This is a genomic window from Alteribacillus sp. HJP-4 (assembly GCF_042139015.1).
Classification (GTDB): domain Bacteria; phylum Bacillota; class Bacilli; order Bacillales; family Marinococcaceae; genus JBHIKY01.
In genome coordinates, this window is record NZ_JBHIKY010000033.1 from 1 (window position 1) to 21228 (window position 21228).

At 38.0% G+C, this 21228-nt stretch carries 21 protein-coding genes; 13 read left to right on the plus strand and 8 right to left on the minus strand.

What is annotated here, in order from left to right:
- The first annotated feature begins 1027 nt into the window (after positions 1–1027).
- The 3 genes from dcuS to ACE4RR_RS19535 all read left to right on the plus strand — a co-directional run bounded on the left by dcuS (position 1028) and on the right by ACE4RR_RS19535 (position 4864).
- Positions 1028–2602: a DcuS/MalK family sensor histidine kinase gene (dcuS, locus tag ACE4RR_RS19525; protein ID WP_375537115.1), complete on the plus strand. Its 1575-nt coding sequence runs from the start codon at positions 1028–1030 to the stop codon at positions 2600–2602.
- Positions 2603–2614: 12 nt separating this feature from the next.
- Complete coding sequence (locus ACE4RR_RS19530) at positions 2615–3322, plus strand: response regulator (protein ID WP_375537116.1); 708 nt, start codon at positions 2615–2617, stop codon at positions 3320–3322.
- Positions 3323–3532: 210 nt separating this feature from the next.
- Positions 3533–4864, plus strand: a complete 1332-nt coding sequence (locus ACE4RR_RS19535; RefSeq protein WP_375537117.1) for a 2-hydroxycarboxylate transporter family protein — start codon at positions 3533–3535, stop codon at positions 4862–4864.
- A gap of 294 nt (positions 4865–5158) precedes the next feature.
- Here the strand turns inward: ACE4RR_RS19535 and ACE4RR_RS19540 are convergent, their stop codons facing one another.
- Positions 5159–5350 carry a hypothetical protein gene (locus ACE4RR_RS19540; protein ID WP_375537118.1) on the minus strand — a complete coding sequence of 64 codons (192 nt, stop codon included), beginning with the start codon at positions 5348–5350 and terminating at the stop codon, positions 5159–5161.
- 25 nt (positions 5351–5375) lie between these two features.
- The gene (locus ACE4RR_RS19545) at positions 5376–5588 is read right to left on the minus strand and encodes a hypothetical protein (protein WP_375537119.1); all 213 of its coding nucleotides are present in this window, start codon (positions 5586–5588) and stop codon (positions 5376–5378) included.
- A gap of 301 nt (positions 5589–5889) precedes the next feature.
- On the opposite strand from ACE4RR_RS19545, the gene ACE4RR_RS19550 reads away from it, so the two are divergent.
- Together ACE4RR_RS19550 and ACE4RR_RS19555 are read left to right on the plus strand one after the other, a co-directional pair.
- Entirely contained in the window at positions 5890–7473 is a 1584-nt protein-coding gene (locus ACE4RR_RS19550) for an ATP-binding protein (RefSeq protein WP_375537120.1), read from the plus strand.
- A 10-nt stretch (positions 7474–7483) separates the two neighbouring features.
- Positions 7484–8170 (plus strand): response regulator, encoded by a 687-nt coding sequence (locus ACE4RR_RS19555; RefSeq protein ID WP_375537121.1) that lies wholly within the window; start codon positions 7484–7486, stop codon positions 8168–8170.
- Positions 8171–8210: 40 nt separating this feature from the next.
- On the opposite strand, the gene ACE4RR_RS19560 is transcribed toward ACE4RR_RS19555, so the two are convergent.
- Complete coding sequence (locus tag ACE4RR_RS19560) at positions 8211–9560, minus strand: CitMHS family transporter (RefSeq protein WP_375537145.1); 1350 nt, start codon at positions 9558–9560, stop codon at positions 8211–8213.
- Positions 9561–10318: 758 nt separating this feature from the next.
- On the opposite strand from ACE4RR_RS19560, the gene ACE4RR_RS19565 reads away from it, so the two are divergent.
- The 4 genes from ACE4RR_RS19565 to ACE4RR_RS19580 all read left to right on the plus strand — a co-directional run bounded on the left by ACE4RR_RS19565 (position 10319) and on the right by ACE4RR_RS19580 (position 13396).
- Positions 10319–10909, plus strand: coding sequence for a TetR/AcrR family transcriptional regulator (locus tag ACE4RR_RS19565; protein ID WP_375537122.1), 591 nt, complete (start codon positions 10319–10321; stop codon positions 10907–10909).
- Positions 10910–10981: 72 nt separating this feature from the next.
- Complete coding sequence (locus tag ACE4RR_RS19570; protein ID WP_375537123.1) at positions 10982–12382, plus strand: MFS transporter; 1401 nt, start codon at positions 10982–10984, stop codon at positions 12380–12382.
- Between the two features lie 23 nt (positions 12383–12405).
- Complete coding sequence (locus tag ACE4RR_RS19575; RefSeq protein ID WP_375537124.1) at positions 12406–12744, plus strand: antibiotic biosynthesis monooxygenase; 339 nt, start codon at positions 12406–12408, stop codon at positions 12742–12744.
- 97 nt (positions 12745–12841) lie between these two features.
- Positions 12842–13396 carry an NADPH-dependent FMN reductase gene (locus ACE4RR_RS19580; RefSeq protein WP_375537125.1) on the plus strand — a complete coding sequence of 185 codons (555 nt, stop codon included), beginning with the start codon at positions 12842–12844 and terminating at the stop codon, positions 13394–13396.
- 459 nt (positions 13397–13855) lie between these two features.
- Here the strand turns inward: ACE4RR_RS19580 and ACE4RR_RS19585 are convergent, their stop codons facing one another.
- Positions 13856–14518 (minus strand): 3-oxoacid CoA-transferase subunit B, encoded by a 663-nt coding sequence (locus tag ACE4RR_RS19585; protein WP_375537126.1) that lies wholly within the window; start codon positions 14516–14518, stop codon positions 13856–13858.
- Positions 14519–14541: 23 nt separating this feature from the next.
- Positions 14542–15237, minus strand: a complete 696-nt coding sequence (locus ACE4RR_RS19590) for a CoA transferase subunit A (RefSeq protein WP_375537127.1) — start codon at positions 15235–15237, stop codon at positions 14542–14544.
- A gap of 120 nt (positions 15238–15357) precedes the next feature.
- Here ACE4RR_RS19590 and ACE4RR_RS19595 point away from each other — a divergent pair, with 120 nt between their 5' ends.
- On the plus strand, positions 15358–16248 hold the full coding sequence (locus ACE4RR_RS19595; RefSeq protein ID WP_375537128.1) for a LysR family transcriptional regulator: 891 nt from the start codon (positions 15358–15360) through the stop codon (positions 16246–16248).
- A gap of 72 nt (positions 16249–16320) precedes the next feature.
- On the opposite strand, the gene ACE4RR_RS19600 is transcribed toward ACE4RR_RS19595, so the two are convergent.
- On the minus strand, positions 16321–17643 hold the full coding sequence (locus ACE4RR_RS19600) for a short-chain fatty acid transporter (RefSeq protein WP_375537129.1): 1323 nt from the start codon (positions 17641–17643) through the stop codon (positions 16321–16323).
- A gap of 289 nt (positions 17644–17932) precedes the next feature.
- Here ACE4RR_RS19600 and ACE4RR_RS19605 point away from each other — a divergent pair, with 289 nt between their 5' ends.
- Positions 17933–18160, plus strand: coding sequence for a hypothetical protein (locus tag ACE4RR_RS19605; protein WP_375537130.1), 228 nt, complete (start codon positions 17933–17935; stop codon positions 18158–18160).
- Positions 18161–18369: 209 nt separating this feature from the next.
- On the opposite strand, the gene ACE4RR_RS19610 is transcribed toward ACE4RR_RS19605, so the two are convergent.
- Entirely contained in the window at positions 18370–18966 is a 597-nt protein-coding gene (locus ACE4RR_RS19610) for a hypothetical protein (RefSeq protein ID WP_375537131.1), read from the minus strand.
- Positions 18967–19320: 354 nt separating this feature from the next.
- Here ACE4RR_RS19610 and ACE4RR_RS19615 point away from each other — a divergent pair, with 354 nt between their 5' ends.
- Entirely contained in the window at positions 19321–20250 is a 930-nt protein-coding gene (locus ACE4RR_RS19615; RefSeq protein ID WP_375537132.1) for an aldo/keto reductase, read from the plus strand.
- An 85-nt stretch (positions 20251–20335) separates the two neighbouring features.
- Positions 20336–20575 carry a hypothetical protein gene (locus ACE4RR_RS19620; protein ID WP_375537133.1) on the plus strand — a complete coding sequence of 80 codons (240 nt, stop codon included), beginning with the start codon at positions 20336–20338 and terminating at the stop codon, positions 20573–20575.
- Positions 20576–20578: 3 nt separating this feature from the next.
- Here the strand turns inward: ACE4RR_RS19620 and ACE4RR_RS19625 are convergent, their stop codons facing one another.
- A complete protein-coding gene (locus ACE4RR_RS19625; RefSeq protein ID WP_375537134.1) occupies positions 20579–21142 on the minus strand; it encodes a hypothetical protein in 564 nt (187 codons plus the stop codon).
- Positions 21143–21228: the final 86 nt, after the last annotated feature.

The following is a 21228-nucleotide window of genomic DNA, read 5'->3' on the forward strand; positions in this document are numbered from 1 at the left end:
TAGAGGAATAAAAGGGTCCTTTTTTGAACTTCCGTTTTTGTTGGAGATAAAATGCAGGTTTTTCAGCAGCCTCGCTGCTCTTCCCACTGGAGTCTTCGGACTTGTCCCCTGCTATCTTCTATTTAGGATACTACTTTTTCTATAAAAAGGGGCTTTTGCTACAGCCCCTTTTATACGAGGTAATATTGGTTTTAATAAAAATTTAATTATTAACTAAATATCATCGGAAACATACTTTTTAAAGGAGAGTAAAAAATTATAATAAGTATCACTAGAACTGATAATAATAGCAAACTACAAAGTACTATTTTTCGTCCTAATTCACTTTTATGGTATAAATAAACACATAGGAAAAAATAAGCTAATACAATAATAATAATAAATAACATACCTGATGTAACGTCTTCCTGACTGTAATGGTCACTACGATTAAAAAATTGAAATACCCATGCAAAAATTAAGAAAATACCATATATATATAACATTTCTCAATTGTTTTTTTCCTTTTTGATATTCCACACCTATTTTCACTACATACTGTATCAAAAATCTTTACTATAAAACATAAAAGTCATAATAAAATCTACTGATTAAGTGATTATGCAAGAATTCCTAATAAAAATCCGATCGATGGTCTAATAAAGGCCGTCATTCATTTTATCCCTGAGATTGTAGGATATGGTGTCGGACGAGCCTCTATTCCACTTATTGAGCATGTGGTTATATAATGAGGACAGCTGGATGTATAATAAATATTTCGAATACGCTATTGAACAAGTTTCCCTTTTTCTTTTACTTTTTATATTTCTACTGCCATCCTTACCTATAGATACTTCTTGTCAAGAAGGAAGAATTTAGTTTTTTAGATTTTTTAAAATGAATTCCTTTTGCATAGCTAAACCTTCAAGCTATTATCAGTTTGGTAAAGGACGTATTATTTGATTTAATAGGAACGAATGTTTGTGACAGGGTCGGACTAATCGTTGAAAACAGAATTTATAAAAAAAGGTGAGGAGGGAGGGGGCCATTGTTAATAAGAAAGTTTAAAATGCGCACGATTATCCTTTGTCTCGTTTGCATTGTGGTGCTTCTTTCCTTGTTATTCACAGACCTCTTAGTGAGTAAATCCATTAACGATAATAGTATACGGAACGAAGAAGAAAAGACTCTTATGGTTGCAAGGCTTGTCGCAGAATCAGAGGTTGTTCAAAATGGACTAGAAGAAGGTAAGGCAAAAGACATTCAGCAGTATGCAAATGGTGTTCGTGAAAATACCGGCTTGCTTTTTGTTGTTGTGTTGGATATGGAAGGGATTCGCTATTCTCATTCGAATCCTGAGTTAATTGGCCAACCATTTCAAGGTGGAGATGAAGATCGTGTATTCGAACAAAAAGAGTATAGCTCCATTTCAGAAGGCACGCTGACCACTTCGCTGCGTTCGTTTACACCTGTTATGAATGAAAGGAATAAACAAATCGGAGCAGTAGCCGTTGGAATTTCTCTAGAACACGTGGAACAAATCATTAATCAAAACCATAAAAATATTATTGTTGGTTCTCTTCTGGGACTACTCGTAGGATTGATCGGTGCGATATTGATCGTTCATTACATAAAGAAAACGTTATATGGACTAGAGCCTCCTGAGATTGCAAAAATACTAGGAGAAAGAAATGCGATGCTTCAATCCGTCCATGAAGGGGTCATCGCGGTCGATCGAGATGGACGGATCTCGCTTGTCAATAAATCAGCTCATAAATTATTAAAAAAAGCTGGCCTGCCAGCTGAATCGATTGGAATGGATGTAGAAACATACTTACCAATGGCCGATCTCGATCATGTTTTGGAGACAGGAGAATCGAAGCTTGGGGCGGAAATTTCCATTAATGAAACCACTTTATTAATTAACAATGTCCCATTGATTGTAGATGATCAAGTCATTGGTGCCATTTCATCGCTCAGGGATAAGACGGAAGTAAAAGAACTTGCCCAACAGTTAACTGGAGTAAAACTATATGTAGATGCTCTTCGTTCCCAATCACATGAGGTGAAAAATAACCTTCATGTCATACTAGGCATGGTACGAAACGGTGACTATGAGCAATTAAAAACATTTATCCTTCAATTGGTCAATCATAAGAATCATGAAATTGGACAATTAACAGATATTCAAGACGCGGTGTTATCGGGTTTTTTGTTAGGAAAATTAAGTTATGCAAGAGAAAGTGGTGTAAATTTAACAATCAAAACGGAAAATGTCATTCCGAAAAGTCCGTTGGCGGACGTGACTCATGAAATCATCACCATTTTGGGAAACTTAATTAATAATTCGATTGAAGCGGTTGAGGATTGTCCATTCAAAAAAGTCGATGTCATGCTCTCTCTTAAGGATCATCGTTTAAAAATCGAAGTAAAAGATACAGGTCGAGGAATAGCAACCGATGATATCGAGGAAATATTTGAAAAAGGGTTTTCAACCAAAGGTGAAGGACGAGGCTATGGTTTATATTTAGTCAAAGCAAGCATTGATGAACTTGAAGGAAACTTAACGATTGATACTTTTATTGACGGTATGACCTTAACAGTAGAAATTCCATATTGGTAGAGGAGAATTGAAGTGATTAAGGTATTAATTTTAGAAGATGATCCAATGGTAGCTGTTCTTAATAAGCAGTATTTAAAAGAAGTGGAAGGATTTGAATTAGCAGCTACGGCAAATTCGTTTCATGGAGCTTTGGAAGTAATTAAAACAGAGGACATTGATTTACTCTTATTAGATATTTTCATGGCAGGAAAAGACGGTCTAGAATTGTTGCAGCATATTAGAAAGAAAAATGAATGGAAGGTTGATGTCATCCTTGTTACAGCAGCAGATGATGTCGATTCGATTCAAACTGCACTAAGATACGGGGCAATTGATTATATTATTAAACCGTTTGAATTTGAACGGTTTAACCAAGCATTAACCACTTATAAGGAAAAATATCATTGGCTTAAAAAACAAAATTCGTTTAAACAAGAAGAGCTAGATCAAAAAATTCTTTATCAAAACAAAAAAAAGCATACGTCATTACCCAAAGGATTAACAAGAAATACACTTCAAGTCATTGTTAATGCTATTCTTGAAAAAGGCGAGGAACCTTTTTCTACAGAGGAAATTGCTGAAAAAGTACAAATTTCACGTGTTTCTGTACGAAAGTATATAAAGTTTCTAAAAGAAATCGGCCTTCTGGGGGAGCGAATGACGTATGGGTCCGTTGGCCGACCGGTATATTTATATGTAAACAAAGAGTTGACTAAATCAACATTACAACACTTTTTTTAAGCAGCCAATGGCTGCTTTTTTTAATTACAAAATGTTTGTTAATTTTCATAATCTGTCGTAAATTGTTTGAATTTATTAAAATGAAAAGCAGTCATGTTGAAAGCGATTTCAAAAAGAGTGATTGAAAGTAGAGAGAAATAAAGAAGAAATTTTATGCCTACCCTTGGAGGTAGAACTTTTAACTGATTTATTGGAAGGGAAGTGAGGAACATGGAACGAACAGCAAGAAAACTTGAGAAACAAGAGTCTCTACATGAACAATCAAACTTATACGACCTCAATCAAAAGAAGCAAGTGAAAATTATGGGGCTTCCCATTCTTTGGTTTGGAATCTTTTTATCCATAACCATTGTGACCATTTATACTGGAAACCTACCGACTGGAATGATAGGTAGCTTACTCGTCATGGTTATTTTCGGTGAAGCCCTGGGTTGGATCGGTGACCGACTACCCATTGTTAAATCATTTTTGGGTGGAGGAGCAATTGTCACGATTTTTGGATCAGCTTACATGGTGTATAGTGGTGTGCTGCCAGAGAGCGTATCGACTGGTGTAGAGGAATTCATGACAACAGGTGGTTTCTTGAATTTCTATATTGCTGCTTTAATTACAGGTAGTATTTTAGGAATGAACTCAAAAGCACTAGTGAAAATTGGTGGTCGTTACTTTGTTGCGATTTTTGGAGCTGTTTTTGGAGCCATGGCGATCGTTGCACTCGTAGGGTTACTTATTGGCTTTTCTGTCCAAGATGCAATGTTAGTCATTGCCCTGCCAATCCTTGGTGGTGGAATGGGAGCAGGAGCCATTCCAATGGCGCAAGTGTATTCTGAATTTTTAGGGAACCCACCGAGTTATTATATTTCTATTCTTGTTCCTGCTCTAGCACTTGGAAATGTTTTTGCTATTGTTTTTGCAAGTCTTTTGAATAATCTGGGGAATAAATTTCCTTCCTTAACAGGGAATGGTCAGCTCATATCAGGGTTTGAATTAGAAGAACAAAAGTCTGAGTATGATATCTCGAAGATGGGAATTGGATTACTAGCTGCTTTACTATTCTTTGCATGCGGTCACTTATTAGGTGCTATCATTCCACTGCATCCGTATGCTTTAATGATCATCCTAGTAGCCATTGCTAAGATTGCAGACCTTATTCCTGCAAATGTAGTAGAGGGGGCAAGCCAGTGGTATCAATTTGTGGCAAAAACATGGACACTAGCTTTATTATTTGGAATTGGTGTGGCGTATACAAACTTAAATGATGTACTTGCTGCTCTAAGTTTACAATACGTATTACTCGTTGCAGGTGTAATATTTGGGGCTGTCTTAGGTGCAGCACTATTAGGGAGACTCGTTGGCTTTTATCCCGTTGAATCTGCGATTAGTGCAGGCTTATGTATGGCCAACATGGGTGGAACAGGCGATGTTGCGGTATTATCAGCATCAAAACGTATGCAGCTCATGCCATTTGCACAAATTGCTTCAAGACTTGGAGGAGCCTTGATTTTATTGTTAGCAGGTTTAATTATACCATTATTTGTATAATCATAAGTATAAAGAAGTGATTACTCTTTAATATATATTGTTATTCCATAACCTATAAAAAGTTATTAATCATATTCTTACAATGATTGAGAATTAGAAACTTATTAAGAACACTACTGAGATAGAAAAGATCCGGCAAAAAACAGATATTATGATTTTTCGTTTTTCTTTTATTGAGCATCTTGAAAAGCTATCTGGGGAGGTTCTTCAATAAAAGGGGCGCAATTCTGCAGTAAAGGATTGCGCTCATTCTTTGTGTAAAAGGCCAATTTAATGGAATAAGAACAGGACTTTTTACGAAAAAAAAAACTTATAATGAATGAACTGAGGGAGGAAATTAAATGAGAAACCATACGCTAAAGGATTAAAATTTTGTGCAGGTGGATTTTGGATCAACTGAGAGAGCTGCCCTTGATTTTGTTCATATAAACGATAACCTACAGCCCCTACCACTGTACCTGAAACGAATCCCATCATGTTTACCATAATATAAAACCTCCTGTAAGAATTTTTAATTTTGTAAAACCAATTTGTTTTTACTAGCTTCATTCAATAGCTCCAATACATTGACCGCCCATGTCACCATAACCACTTGCAGGATGTTTCCGGCTCCCATTGACAACATGCTGAGGATTCCTGTAATAACATCCGGATGCCTGAATTTGTTTTCCACGTGGGAGAGGAGTGTGTATGCAGTCGAGATAACTACAGCGTAATCAAGCATGCTCGAGACTTTTCCAGGTGTATTGTTCAATTAGGCGATTAATATGAGAAAACCTGTGACTAAACTGCGACCATAATAAATGTAAAAGAGAGAACTAATCCAACAATTTTTTAACAGTAAAAACTCCTTCCAGTTGGTTAATAATCAATGAGCTTATCAACTTTTCATAAAACATACGAGCATATCGTACATTCAAATCTTTCATCTCAGAAAAAGGAAAATGTGCTTTTCTGTCATTTCAAATTTAATTAAAAGTGGAGTAAAATAAAAATTAATTGACAAATAAAGTAGGATGGCGAATATGACAGGAAAATGGAAACTATTTCACCGGTTGGGTGCAGGGGTGGCAATACTACTTCTGGCTGTGACAAGCATTTTAGCCGTATGTGCGTATATTATTTTTTCTGATTCGCTTGAAGATCAGATTGGGCAGAGCGCTTTGAATGTAGCGAAAAGCGTATCGGAAATGTCCGAAATTCGAGAAGCTTTTGAGGATGACGACCCCTCAGCGACAATTCAGCCGCTCGCAGAGCGTCTTCGGGAAAGCACGGGAGCCCAGTTTATTGTGGTGGGTAATGAGAAAGAAATCCGCTATTCTCATCCGGAAGTTGACAGAATCGGCGATAAGATGGTCGGCGGCGATAATGAGCGGGCGCTTGAGGAAGGGGAAAGCTATGTGTCGGAGGAAACAGGCTTTCTCGGCCCTTCCATACGTGGCAAAACCCCCATTTATAATGATGAGGGAGGGATTATTGGCGTAGTCAGCGTTGGTTTTCTTAAACAAAACGTGAATGGCATTATAGCTGATAACAGCACGGGCATATGGATAGCGTTCCTTCTGCTCGTTCTTCTTGGCATGGCTGGGGCCTATGTGATAGCCCGACGGATCAAAATGAGCTTGTTTGATTTGGAGCCGGAGGAGATCGCCCAGCTGTATGTGCAGAAAGAGGGGGTTTTACAGGCAACCCACGAAAGCATCATTGCTTTTGATGTGGATGGTAATGTAACGTTTATGAACAAGAACGCTGAAAAAAGTGCCTTACGTGAAAAAGACACGGATCACTTTATCCAAAAACTTATCCCGAATGATAAGTTACGCACGGCTCTTCGTAAGGGTGAATCTTTTCATTTGTTGGAACGGCCTCTTGCTTCTGCGGACATGGTTCTGCATATGATTCCGATTATGTACAATGACAGGATAACTGGTGTTGTGGCTTCCTTTCATCCCAAAAATGAAGTGGACCGTTTAAATATGGAATTGTCGGAAATGAGAACTTACTCTGACACTTTACGTGCCCAGACGCACGAATTTTCCAATAAACTTTTCACTATCTCCGGCCTGCTCCAGATGAATAAAACGAAACAAGCTAAAGACTATATTCAACAGGAGACGAGAACCCAGCAGAACCGTATCCAGTTTTTCGTTTCCAATGTGGCGGATTCTGCTGTGGCCGGCCTTTTACTCGGAAAGTATAATCAGGCATATGAAAAGAATATTCAATTTACGATCGATCCGGACAGCAGCATTGCAGATCCTCTTTCTTCGTCAAACCAGCATGCAGTGCTGACGGCGATGGGGAACGTGCTCGATAATGCTTTTGAAGCCCTGCTTTCGTCAACAAAGATCGAAAAAGAGATCAACATTCATTTTACAGATGTGGGAGACCATTTGGTTATTGAGGTTGATGATAATGGACCGGGAATCCCTGAACAGCAAATAGACAGCATGTTCAGCCAAAGGTGGACGACCAAGTCGGAGAAAGGGCACGGGTATGGTCTTATGAATGTAAAAGAAGCACTTGACCGTGTACATGGATCTATCTATTTTGAAGAAAGTGAATTGGGAGGCACTTGCGTTATTTTAAGTGTGCCGAAAAAATCATAGGAGGAAGTAAATGGAGCATTTTGATGTTTTGATTGTGGAGGATGACTTTCGTATTGCAGATCTTATTGCTGCCAGGGTGGATCAATCGGAGACCTTTCAAACGGTGAAAAAAACCAAGACCGGGGAAGAGACGCTTCGTTATTTGCGTGAAGCCAGTGCTTCCCCGGCAGTAATTCTATTGGATGTGTACATACCGGACGTTGCAGGGCTTGAACTGCTTTGGTCTTTAAAGAATTCTCCGGCCCGTGACTCGGAAATAATCATGATTACCGCAGCTACGGAAACAGAAACTATCCGGGAGGCACTTCTTGCTGGAATCTTTGATTACATTATCAAACCAATTGATTTTGAAAGGCTGGATCAATCCCTTCGTCAGATAAGGCAAAAACGAATGTTTCTGCACGAACGCAGCCACATGAATCAGCAGGCGATTGATGCCGTGGTTCATAAAGAAAGTGAGAGCAGCGCAGAGGAATTGCCTAAAGGCATAGATTCCTACACGTTAAAACGTCTTAAATCTGTTTTTGCGGCCGAAACCGAGTCTTTATCGGCTTTTACTGCTGCTCGGTACGCGGGTGTCAGCCGCCCGACTGCCAGAAGGTACCTGGAATATTTAGCAGGTACCGGTTATTTGGAAGTTTCTTCTAACTATGGCGGAGAGCCGGGGAGACCCAAACGTTTATATTATAAAAAATAAGCAAGCCGGCTGTGTGCGATTGCCGACTTGCTTTTCTCATTTATACACCGATGATACCCATGAACCATGCGACGATTAATAATAAAATACTGAAGCCCCAGACCCAAAAGAAAGAGTATTTTAAGTGCTCGCCGATTTCAATTCGTGCCAGTCCCAGTCCCAACCATAAAGCCGGAGCAAAAGGGCTGACCATGGTTCCAATAATATTTCCGATGACGAGGGTATAAATAATCGTCGTGGGTTCAACTCCAAATCCTGAAACGATCTGTTCAATGATAGGCACCAGAGCAAAATAGTAGGCATCTGTACTGAGCAGTAAATCGAACGGAACGCCGAAGAAGCCGATAATTAAATGAAGGTAAGGAACCAGCAGCTGCGGAAGCACATGAACGATATCGTCTGCCATTGCCTCGAGCATGCCAGTCCCCTCAAGAATGCCAAGGAACGATCCGGCTGCCAGAATAATCCCGGCCATCATTAAGGCATTGGGCGCATGGTCTTTAATCCTGGCCATCTGTTCATCAACCGAGCGATAATTTAACGGCAGGGCAATCGCCAGGCCGATCATAAACACAAGCCCGGAAGGAAGGATGCCGCTCATTAAAACAGCAACCAAAGCAATCGTTAAAAGAAGATTGAGCCAAAGTAGTTTCGGTCTTTTCAAAGACTCCTGCATTGATTCTTCGGCCTGCTCGGAAAAAGGAGCTTCCTCCGTAGCAGCTACCTCCATTAAGGCCTGCTCGTCGGTTTCTCTTTTGGCAATTCTCTTCTTCTCTCGAAAACCAAACAAAGCCCCCACGATGAACAGAAGTACGATTTCAACGAGCTGCAGGGGGATCAACGGCCTCCATAATTCCACCGGATCCATGTTTAATACCGAAGCGGCACGGCCAATAGGGCCTGCCCATGGAAGTAAATTCATTACACCAATGCTTAAGACGGTCAAAAGCATTAATAGCAGGGGGCTCATATTTAAACGCTTATAGAGTGGAAGAAGGGCAGGAATCGTGATTAAAAAAGTGGATGCTCCCGATCCGTCGAGTCCCGCGACAATCGCAATGGCTATCGTTGCCATGGCCACGGCGATCACATTACCCCTTGTAAGGGCTATCATTTTATTTATGATAGGCTCAAATAAGCCAGCGTCCTGCATTATCCCGAAGAACAGAATGGCAAAAATAAACATGATCACGACAGGCATCACGGAATCGATGCCGTCTTCGAAATACGTGGTGACATTTTCAAAACCTGAACCAAGCAGAAAGGCAGCTATGATGGGAATCAAGACCATTGCTACGATAGGTGATAATTTTTTCGTTATTAATAGGGTAACGATCGAAATGATGGTTAAAAATCCTAATATGCTAATCATGTTGACCTCCTCGAAAATTGAAGCGCTTTCAAAAAGGTTAACAAATTTTTTATTTGTGGTGTTTTTTTGTACATAATGATTACATTTTGAACATAATGTTTATAAAGTATATGTGTATGATGATAAAATATAAATAATAATAGTTATTTTTTACGAAGATGCTTAGGCTTCTCAAACTCATTCTATTTTTGATTTAGGAACGATGTCTATCTTTGATATTATGGTAGAAGAAATAGTAGTTTTTAATAAGCACGCTGATAATCATAATAGTTGCATATGAAAAGTACCATGGATACTCTGTATTTTCCGCTGGTACTATCCCTATAACGTTTGAATATAATGCTAATTTTTTTAAAAACAATATAATAGTAAACATCTATAGACAATTTTAGAATGATGTCACAAACGCTTGGAAAAATTAATCCCTAGAGTTTTTGATATAAACAAGAAATCAATAAAGTTCACTATGGGAAAAATGTATATATAAAAAACGTTCAAAGAGTAGATGAGAAAAATGGTCTGCTTTTTCTTGTGAATTCAATCGAATCTGGTGAAATTTTTGATCTTTTACCGGTGAAGAATTCAAATATAAAGGCATAATTTCAGTAGAGAAATGTAATGACTGATAAAGCTCTATTTCTACCATTAATACCGCTTTTCGAGGTAAATAATCGCATATTAAAATTTGCAGCTACCCCTTGACAATAAAAAGGCATTGTTATACATTTATGTCAGTCACTACTTACTAACATTTTTTTGTAAATGAGGTTATACAAATGAAAGTTAATAAAAAACAGGATACTTCTGAAAGGATTATGGCAGCTGCCATAGATCTTATGGCAGAAAGAGGTTACAATGGAGTGTCAACTGAAGAAATTGCAACAAAAGCTGGGTTTAGTGAAAAAACGCTGTTTAGACATTTTAAGAGTAAACAAAATTTATTAGAGTCGGCTTTTCATCGCTACCATTATGGGGACGAGATGAAAGAACTTTTTGATAAGAAACTGGTATGGGATCTTCATAAAGATTTACTTATGATTTGTCATAACTACCATCGTATTATGTATCAAAATCGAAAATTGATCCAAATTAGTTCAAGAGAGCGTGATAATCTCCCCGGTTTTCAGGAAACGACGCACAAACATCCTCAACAGTTAAAAGAGTTCTTAACCGAATACTTTAAGGAAATGTATAAAAAGGGCAAGGTAATAGAAACAGATCTTGAAAAACAGGCTATTGCCTTTCTTTATATGAATTATGGGGCAGCTATAGGGAGAATGAACAAAGATCCGATACTGGAGACGATTTCAATTGAAGGCATTATTGAAGAGAGTGTATCCACATTTGCTAGGGGTTTAACCCCCTAGTCATTTTTTAAAAGTATATTGACAGTAAGTAGTGACTGACATTTATTTATCTCAAAAAGGAGGGGATGAGAAATGCCGCATGATATTAAGCGACAAACTGCCGGAAGATTGATGTGTATACTCGTTTTGACGCTTGTTCTATCCGTTATGAGTGCAACGATGTTTAATATCGTGCTTCCTGAGATGGCATTGGATTTAAATCTTTCGTATGCGCAAGTTAGTTGGGTTTCATCAGTCTATATGTTGATTTATGGAATTGGAACGGTCATTTATGGGAAATTGGCCGATAGCTACAAACTCAAAAATTTACTAACATTCGGACTGATTTTTTTTTCCCTGGGTTCACTGGTTGGTCTAATGTCTCAAGCTTATTGGATGGTCCTCCTTGGTCGCATCTTACAGGCGGTTGGGGCCGCTGTTATTCCAGCTTCAGCTATGATTATTCCTGTTCGCTATTTTCCCCAGGAAAAGCGTGGGCAGGCTTTAGGGTTGGTGGCTGCCAGCTTGGCCCTTGGCAGGGTACTAGGACCGGTTGTTCCTGCTTTTATAATGAGTGTTGCTGATTGGCGGTGGTTGTTCTGTCTGCCCCTATTCACCCTATTCTTATTGCCACTCTTTCGGAAATATTTAGATGATGAAGAAAGAGATAGCGGAAACATTGACTGGATTGGGGGCGGTCTTTTTGGGGGAACCATAGCGCTTTTGCTCTTGTCCGTTACAGAAGGGGGATGGCTTCTCGTGATTGGTTCCTTGATGTTACTTTTTTTATTCATTGTAAGGATCCAACGCACCGCAGAACCTTTTATTCAACCTAGTCTGTTTAAAAATAAACGTTATTCACTGGGGGTGTTGATTGCCTTTTTGACTAGTGCAAGTGGTTTTTCAATTCCATTTCTAAGTCCATTGTTGTTATCCAGTGTTAACCATTTATCCCCTGAGGGAATCGGTGTTGTTATGGTACCAGGAGCTATTATATCTGCATTACTGAGCAAGAAAGGTGGTCAATTGGCAGATCGCAGAGGAAATTCCATTCTATTTTACACAGCAACCACTTTGCTGCTGATAAGTCTTATTTTATTGTCCTCTTTTGCTGGTATGTCGCCTGTTTATATCGCTGTCATTTTAATACTTGGAGATCTGGGGCAAGCATTTGTGCTTGTGGCATTGGCCAATTCTATATCAAGAACATTAACGGAGCGACAGATCGGTGTTGGAATGGGTTTCTTGCAGATGATGAATTTTTTGGCTGGTTCTGTTTCGGGAGCTGTTTACGGCAGGTTCGTTGACGTGGGTGCGAGTGTTACTTTAAATCCAATGAATACCCATTCCGGAGCGTTCGTTTATAGCAATATCTATATCACTTTAGCTGGTTTAATGGCAGCAGTATTATTGTTGTACCATTTTCAAATTAGCAAAACGGGTAAACATTATTCTAAAGTAAACCAACATCCTAAGATTGAGGAGATACCATAAGTACAAAAAAGGAGTTGAATAATATGCCTGAAATCAAAGAGAACGAACTTTTTACAGTCATGGTTGAGTTTGAAGTTGAACCAAAATACCAACAAACTTTGATTGATGAGATTACAAAACAAGTTGATCGATACTTTACCCATTTTTCAGGATTTGTTTCTGCAAGCTTTCATGCGAGTGATGATGGGTTCAGAGTTGTTAATTATGGGCAATGGCAGTCAAAAAGTGCCTGGGAAGGAAGATCTCGGGAAACAGATTTTAATATAGTCAAAGAAAAAATTTCTGAAATCATTATCCGATGTGAGGCTAAGACAGCAAAAGTTGATTCTTTTCGAGTTGCTCGAGTGATCGAAAAAGCTTAAGAGCCATACCGAGCACCGTAATAATGTTGTTAAGACGTTATGCCACAAGGGTCTTTCACGTTTTATTCCAAAATGTATTTTATTGGAGGAATGTAAAATGAGTAAAATAGCTATTATAATAGGGAGTACACGTCCAGGCCGAAACGGAGAGGCTGTCGCCCATTGGATATATGAAATTGCGAGTAAACGCAACGATGCTGCTTTTGAAATCGTTGATATTGCAGACTATCACCTGCCACTTCTTGATGAACCAAAGGGAGCAGCATCAGGAGAGTATACAAAGACCCATACCAAGGAGTGGTCGAAAAAAATAGATGCTTTTGATGGCTTTATTTTCGTAACACCTGAGTATAACCACGCAACGTCACCTGCCCTTATGAATGCAATTGATTTTCTGTATAGGGAATGGAACAATAAAGCAGCTGGTTTTGTCGGATACGGGGCTGCTGGTGCTACGACTGCGGTTGAAAATCTTCGAATGATAATGGCTGAGATTCAGATTGCTGACGTACGTAATCAGGTTAGACTTTCGCTCTTTAATGATTTTAATAATTTCAGTGAGTTCAAGCCAGCCCCCTACCAAGAAAAATCAGTTCATGCCATGATTGATCAGGTGATCAACTGGAGTAGTGCATTGGGAGGGCTTCGATGAGTAGGAAGTTTTTGAACGGGAGAAGGTAGCTCGTGCCATTTGTTTAATTGATACAAAGTTCATTTTTAGAAAAACAAAACGATTTTGATAAGTAATAATTAAGATTGAATCGTGCTGAATATGGATAAGGTATAGAAATTTCTATACTTAAATAAAGTAATCCTTTAGTCGTAATATATTCCGAACAAATATATAAATAAGAACTATTCTTTACTATATAATTTTCTACTATACTATTATTGAGCAATATATATTGACTCAACCTTCAATTTAAGATGTAGTTTAGACACAGAACAGCCCATCCATATAAGTTGGGCTGTTTGTGTTTTTCAAATCCCCTAAACTATTCCTTGTTTGATGGTATAAACGCGCTCACTCGTGCTGTTCCGCGGCACACCGGACGTGGCGGGTTTTCATTGACCTGGAGTATTCGTATTTTGACTATGCATTGGCCACTTCTCAATTGGCATTATCCATTTCTTTTAATCGTTCGTCTATAATAAAATCGGCATCTGTATTTTCTGTAATCGATTGTATATCTGAACCATTCAAGACTTCTTTTAAGATCATTCCGTTTTCGGTGAAATCAAATACAGCCATATCTGTAATAAGTCGGCTGACAACTTCTTTTCCTGTGAGGGGCAGCTCACAATCCTTCCGTATTTTTGAATCCCCATGTTTATTTACATGTTCCATGACGATGATGACTTTACGAGCACCTTGAACAATATCCATTGCACCGCCCATGCCCTTCACCACTTTTCCAGGTATCATCCAGTTTGCGAGATCCCCTTTTTCAGATACTTCCATACCACCGAGTATGGCTAGATCAATGTGTCTGCCTCTAATCATTGCAAACGACTCTGCGTTATCGAAAAAAGATCCCCCGCCTTTGACTGTAACCGTTTCTTTTCCTGCATTAATGAGATCTGCGTCCAGGTCGGATTCTACCGGATAGGGACCGATGCCCAATAAGCCATTTTCAGAATGTAAAAACACGTCTAAGTTAGAAGGGATGTAATTAGCAATGAGAGTAGGCATTCCAATTCCAAGATTTACTACCATGCCATCACTAATTTCTTTTACGGCTCTTTTAATAATTGTTTCGCGAGGGTTAGTCATGATCATGTCCTCCTTCAAAAAAATTAGGCTTGTGCTACTGTGCGCTTTTCGATTCTTTTTTCATAAGAACTTCCTTGAAGAATTTCCTGGACGTATAGACTTGGAGTATGAATAAAATCAGGATCTAAATCTCCTATTGACAATAATTCTTCTACTTCAGCAATCGTTTTTTCTCCAGCTGCAGCTACAATAGGATTAAAATTACGAGCAGTTTTTCTGTATACAAGATTTCCAATAGAATCACCTTTCCATGCCTTTACGAGTACCACATCTCCTCTAATAGCTTCTTCTAGAATATAGGTTTTTTCGTTGAATTTTTTATGTTCTTTTCCTTCTGCAATTTGAGTGCCTACACCCGCCGGTGTGTAAAATCCTGGAATTCCGGCTCCGCCAGCTCTTATTCTTTCGGCTAGTGTTCCTTGAGGTACCAGTTCTACATCCAGCTCACCATTTAGATACTGTTCTTCAAAAATTTTGTTTTCTCCAACATAAGAAGCGATCATTTTTTTAATTTGTTTATTTTTCAATAGTAAACCAAGCCCCCAATCGTCCACACCACAATTATTACTCACTACTGTTAAATCTTTTGCCCCGTGATTGGCTAGGGCTGAAATAGCCATTTCAGGAATTCCGCAAAGTCCAAATCCCCCGACAATAACCGTGTCACCATCTTCTATTGCACTAATGCTCTTTTCAAATGAAGTAGATATTTTAGTCACTTTTTACACTCCCTTTTTTCTCAACAATTGATTAATTTCACTTTACATCAAACGCTTACATTCGTAAAATAGATTAATATTATATATTTATTCTAAAATTGAATAAAAGGCGGGAGTTTCATGGAAATCAAACAATTAGTCTACTTCCTAGAGGTTTATAAAGAAAAGAGTTTTTCTAAAGCAAGTGATAAGTTACTTGTTTCCCAACCTTCATTAAGTAAAGTTATACAACAATTGGAAGAAGAACTGCAGATTCGATTATTTGATCGTACCACTCGTCATTTGGAAATAACCGTAGAAGGAGAAATGATACGTACCCATGCCCAAAAAGTGCTTAGAGATGTTGAAGACTTAACAAAGGCTGCCGATGATATAAAATCAAGAAAGAAGGGCAGCTTTAAATTTGGACTTCCTCCTGTAATAGGTTCGAGCTTTTTTCCTCATATAATTGCTTCCTTTCGTAAACAGTTTCCAGAAGCAAAAATGCAGATTATTGAAGAAGGAGCTAAAATTATGGAACAGTCTTTGCTTGAAGGGAAAGTAGATGTAGGGGTTGCTATTTTACCTGTAGATAATGAACAGTTTGAAGTCATCCCAATTGTAGAAAGAGAATTATTACTCATAGTATCAATTAATCATCCATTAGCTACACGAAAAAATGTCAAAATGAAAGAGTTAGAACAAGAAAGTTTTCTAATGTTTCGTAAAGGGTTCTCATTGTATGATCGGGTGAGAGAAGGGGCAATACAGGCAGGGTTTGAACCAAAAATTGAACATGAAAGTACACAATGGGATTTTCTTATCGAATTAGCTACAGCTAATTTAGGAGTAGCTTTTATCCCAGAAACCGTGATAGATAAACTCGACCTTACAGAAGTATCTGTTCTATCTGTTACTGATCCAACTGTACACTGGAATCTTGCAATGATATGGCGAAAGCAAAGTTATCAATCATACGCGGCGATGGAATGGGTATCATTTGTTGAGCGAGTGTTTCAAACAAAAAATTGAAAAAAATTCTCCTCCCTATACTAGTTCAATACAAGGAGGAGTATACAATGAATTTGAATTAAACTTTTATGATTAGAAAAGTGTGAGACCTAGACTTATTACTATACCACTTAGTACAAGCACCCATAAACAAAATCCCATAATATCACGTGCATTTAAACCGGCAATTGCCAATGCTGGAAGAGCCCAAAATGGTTGGACCATATTCGTCCATGCATCTCCCCATGCCACTGACATCACTGTTTTTGCAGGATCTACACCAAGTTGTTTACCGGCTTCAAGCATAATTGGTGCCTGCACAGACCACTGACCACCACCAGAAGGAACAAAGAAATTTACAAGCCCAGCGCTAATAAAAGAAAAGATTGGGAACGTAGCTTCTGTAGAAATAGAAATGAACCATTGCGAAAATTCTTCTGCCAATCCAGATGTTACCATCATTCCCATTATTCCTGCATAAAACGGGAATTGTATTACAATACCTCCTGCATTTTTCACTGCTCTCGATACACTGGCTATAAAATTCTTCGGCGTAACATGAAACACAATGCCAAGAGTTAAGAACATAAAGTTCACAATATTCAAGTCCAGGGTAAATCCATTTGCAGAAAAAAAGTAGATGATATATATAAGCCCTAGTACACCAGTGATCATGGACAACAAAACACTATTTTCAATTTTTTGAGCTGGGGTTTGTTCAGACTTTGGAATTTTTGCTTCCTGATTAGATGAGTCATCGTCCAGTAGTTTCGGGTCAATACTCACTGCGCTTTTTTGATTGATCATAGCCCTATTTAGGATTGGAACTGTGATAAACAAAGCCAAAACTATAAATATATTAGTGGTTGAGAATATTGTCTCACTTACAGGCAATACCCCAATTATATCTTGTGAAAAATGATCTTCAGTTGCTACTGTTAAAGGAATTGATCCAGCTAATCCACCATGCCAAACGATAAAGCCACTATAAGCACTTGCTATTAAAAGCCGGTAATCTACAGTAGGTACTTGCTTAGCTAGCTCTTTTGCAAACAATGCCCCTATTACTAATCCAAATCCCCAACTAATCCAACTAGCCAATAGTGCTACAAGAGTAACTGTAATGATTGCCTGACCAGGATTTTTAGCAATGGATGCAAGTTTTTGTAAGATATTTTTAAAAAAAGGGCTGCTCGCTAAAACGTATCCAGTGACTAGGATCAATACCATTTGCATTGCAAAATCTAACAAATTCCAAAAACCATCTCCCCAATAAATAGTCATATCTATAGGGTTGCTTGGTGTTAATACTAGACCTAATATAAATACCACTAAAGTTAAAATAATCACAAATAAAAATGGATCTGGAAGATAGCGCTGAACTAGCTTCGTCGAAGCATTTGTTAACGTTTTCATTTTTTCCTCTCCTTTTAATTAAAAGTAGAACTTAATTTCTATTACCATACTACAAGCGCTTACATTCGTAAAATAGATAAATATAATAATTTTATTCAAAATTTGAACAAATGTACACACAACATTATCCAAAACGATGATGAAAAGAAAAAACTTATACAGGGAGCTCTATAACGAAATTCGTAAAAGAGGGGTCCTTCTTGATGAAGCGGGTTGGAATGGGTTAAGTGATAGCGAGAAGAAGGAAGTGCTTGCTCAAGATAAAGTGATACAAGAGCGGGGAAACTTGATGTCAGCGGTACAACCTAAAGTGACAGCTGTACGGAATTGGGATAAAAACCTCAAGGTGACGGAAAGGGCAGACGAATATCATGGGCTTCCGCTTGCGGGGTTTTCTGTCATCGAAGCAGAGAATGTGGAGGAAGTAGTGGACCTCGTAGCTAACACCCTTGTGCTGGGGCAAATGGTGTCATTGAGATTCGGCCGTTTTGGAACACGGGAAGTTAAGTGTGAGTGATTAGGCGATTATCACTGGTTCATAATGTTGATAATAAATACAGCTATGTTATTTAATTGACCTTCCAGTCTTTTTAAAAACCACTCAGAGTAATGCTCTAAGTGGTTTTTGACATTAAGATTTTAATCTAACATAAACATAAAATTTCACCAATGTTCTATGACCTTCTATTAATAGTGTGTACAATCCAAGCCTTACCATTACTTTATCTACCCAATTAAATTGGCTTTTACCTTTTTGATACTTGTTAAAACAATAAATACAATGGTGGTGACAAGTAAAAAGGTTATTTGCCATCCTCCTGCATGCAAAAATACAATGATCGTAAACAAAATCCCTAACCAGCGATGCATTTTAAGAATTTTTCGTCCTTTTCTTTTTCTTACCATCCAAACACCTACAAATACCAACGCAGCTAAACATCCAAAACCTATCCAACCTGTGGCTGATTTCCAAATATCGTCATAGAAGTATGGGAGGAAGTAGATACCATGAGCCAGTGCGGTAACAAAAGTCGTAACGCCAAATATAATATGATGGGAGTAAACATATTGAAAGATTCCCTTGTTAGTCACCGATTGGAATAGAGGTGAATGTTTCTTTTGCCTGGACTTGAGTACAAAAAGTGTAAAAGCCACTAAACCAGTCCACGTTGAAAAAATTCCTAACAAATTACTCTGAGTTACTAGCTTAAATCCCTCCCAGCTCAAGGATTCAGAGTGTTGAATAAAGATGAAAGTCCAAAAAATTGAGAGAACGATAAGTATACAGTTAAGTATTTTAGTAATTAATGACCCATATTTCATTTTCCTATAATCCTTTCATATCATGTCCACAATTCATCAACTATCTTCGTTTTACATCAACAAATAGTATAATAACAGCAAAAAATGTCATATTTATTTCATTTATTTACTGATAATATAAGTTTAAATTGATTATTGATGAAACATTCAAAAGTGGTGCGGGAGATGTACGTACAAATTGGAGCACACACTATTAGACGGTTTCCGAAAGTCACCTAGACGGAACATTCTGTGGCATTTATTAAAAAGGAGTTATTCCAGAGTAAGGTAGAAGAATCAAACCCATCCAAATTATATATTAAAAGAAGAAAAAGCACATTTAATTGGCGAAAATAAAAGATAGGAGGGACAAAATTGAAATACAGAAAACTTGGGCAAACAGAACTTGAGGTATCTGTACTTAGTTACGGAGCTTCTTCACTTGGATCCGTTTTTAGAGACATTAATGAAGCGGAAGGAATTAAATCTGTTCATGCAGCCATAGATCAAGGGATTAATTTAATCGATGTTTCCCCTTATTATGGATTGACAAAAGCGGAAACCGTTTTAGGTAAGGCGTTAGTTGACATTTCGCGTGATAAGTATTTTCTTTCTACAAAGGTAGGCAGGTATGGGGAAAATTCATTTGATTTTTCAAGGAACAAAATAAAGCAAAGTTTGGAGGAAAGCCTTCAGCGGCTGGGCACAGATTATGTTGATATTTTATATCTTCATGACATAGAATTTGGTTCTTGTAAGCAAGTGATGGAGGAAGGGCTTCCGGCATTAGAAGACTTGAAAAAGCAAGGTAAAATCCGCTTTTATGGCGTCTCTGGTTTGCCACTGACTATCTTTGAAAAAGTTCTTAACAAAAAAGAGTTGGATGTTATTCTTTCCTATTGCCATTACTCATTAAATGATACATCACTTTTGTCCATTATTCCTTTATTGAAAGAAAAACAGGTAGGATTAGTTAACGCTTCGCCTTTGTCAATGGGTTTGTTAAGTCCTCGTCCTGTGGCTGATTGGCATCCGGCAGATGAAGAAATGAAGCGTATTTGCCATAAAGCTGCGGATTTCTGTAAGGAACAAGGAGAAGATATTGTTAAGTTGGCTGTTCAATATTCTGTTCAAAATGATTTGATTCCTACCACTTTGGTTAGTACGGCAAGTGAGAAAAACATAACCAAAAATATTAAATGGACAGAGGAACCAATGAATAAGGAGCTTTTGGAAGAGGTGCTTGATATCTTAAAACCTATTCATAATAAAACTTGGCCAAGTGGAAATGATGAGTGGAATTAACATCTTTAACTATGTAAGTTCTTACAAATTTTCTCTGAAATAGACACCTTTGCGGAGGGGGAAGGAGGAAATAGGTGAGGAAAACGTGGTTTTACCGCATGTTATTACACTATTTACCTATGTTCTTTTTCATTGTAATTTTTCTGTTTTTTATCTTTTTTCAACTTCTACTCCGATGGGAAGAGCAGCGGCTGAAGATCCGCCGGGCGTGGATTTCGCCCAGTTAGCTGAAGCGCTGCCCACGGAAAGCGAAGGACTTGTCCCCTGCTTTTTTACCATGCAAAAAGGGGCGAGTATCATTTATGATACAGCCCCAAACGTATAGTGTTTACCATGAATTATCAATAAATGTAAATCCATTATGTTCGACATAATTCGATTTTGTGAAGTCATATGGTTCAATAATTCCTGGGGTTTTCCAAAATAGTCCATTAGAATTTGACCCTATTACTTCAAATTCCTTTCCAGCTTTATAGTAAGAGTACCAAACTAATTCACTGCAGTAAGTATAAGGATCTATATCTTTTGGGTTCGATGTTATCCAATAGTCAATATTTTCACCAACAAAATAATGACTTGCTTTTTCAGCAGCCTCTTCTCCTAGAGATGAAGAGTTTGGGCGAATTACTTTTGTTTCCGGATATCTACTATTCCATTCGCTAATTGATATTGTTGTGGGATACGGTTCGCTAGAGCGGCCTGATGTATGGGCGATTTCAGTTGAGCTGATCGCAATTCCTGTATGACCAGTTAACCCTTTGGCTGAACTTGTCTTTGTTATAAAGATATCCCCTGCTTTATAAGTTGCAGCCTCACTATTATCTGGCAGAAAAATAAATACGACAGTAATTCCCATAATAAACAGAATAGAGATTCTTTTGAAAAGCACCATAAAATTTCCTCCTTTGTTTATATTTAATATAAAATGCCAAACGCTATTATACTATAATTAGCAAAAAACGGAAATGTTCTGAGTCA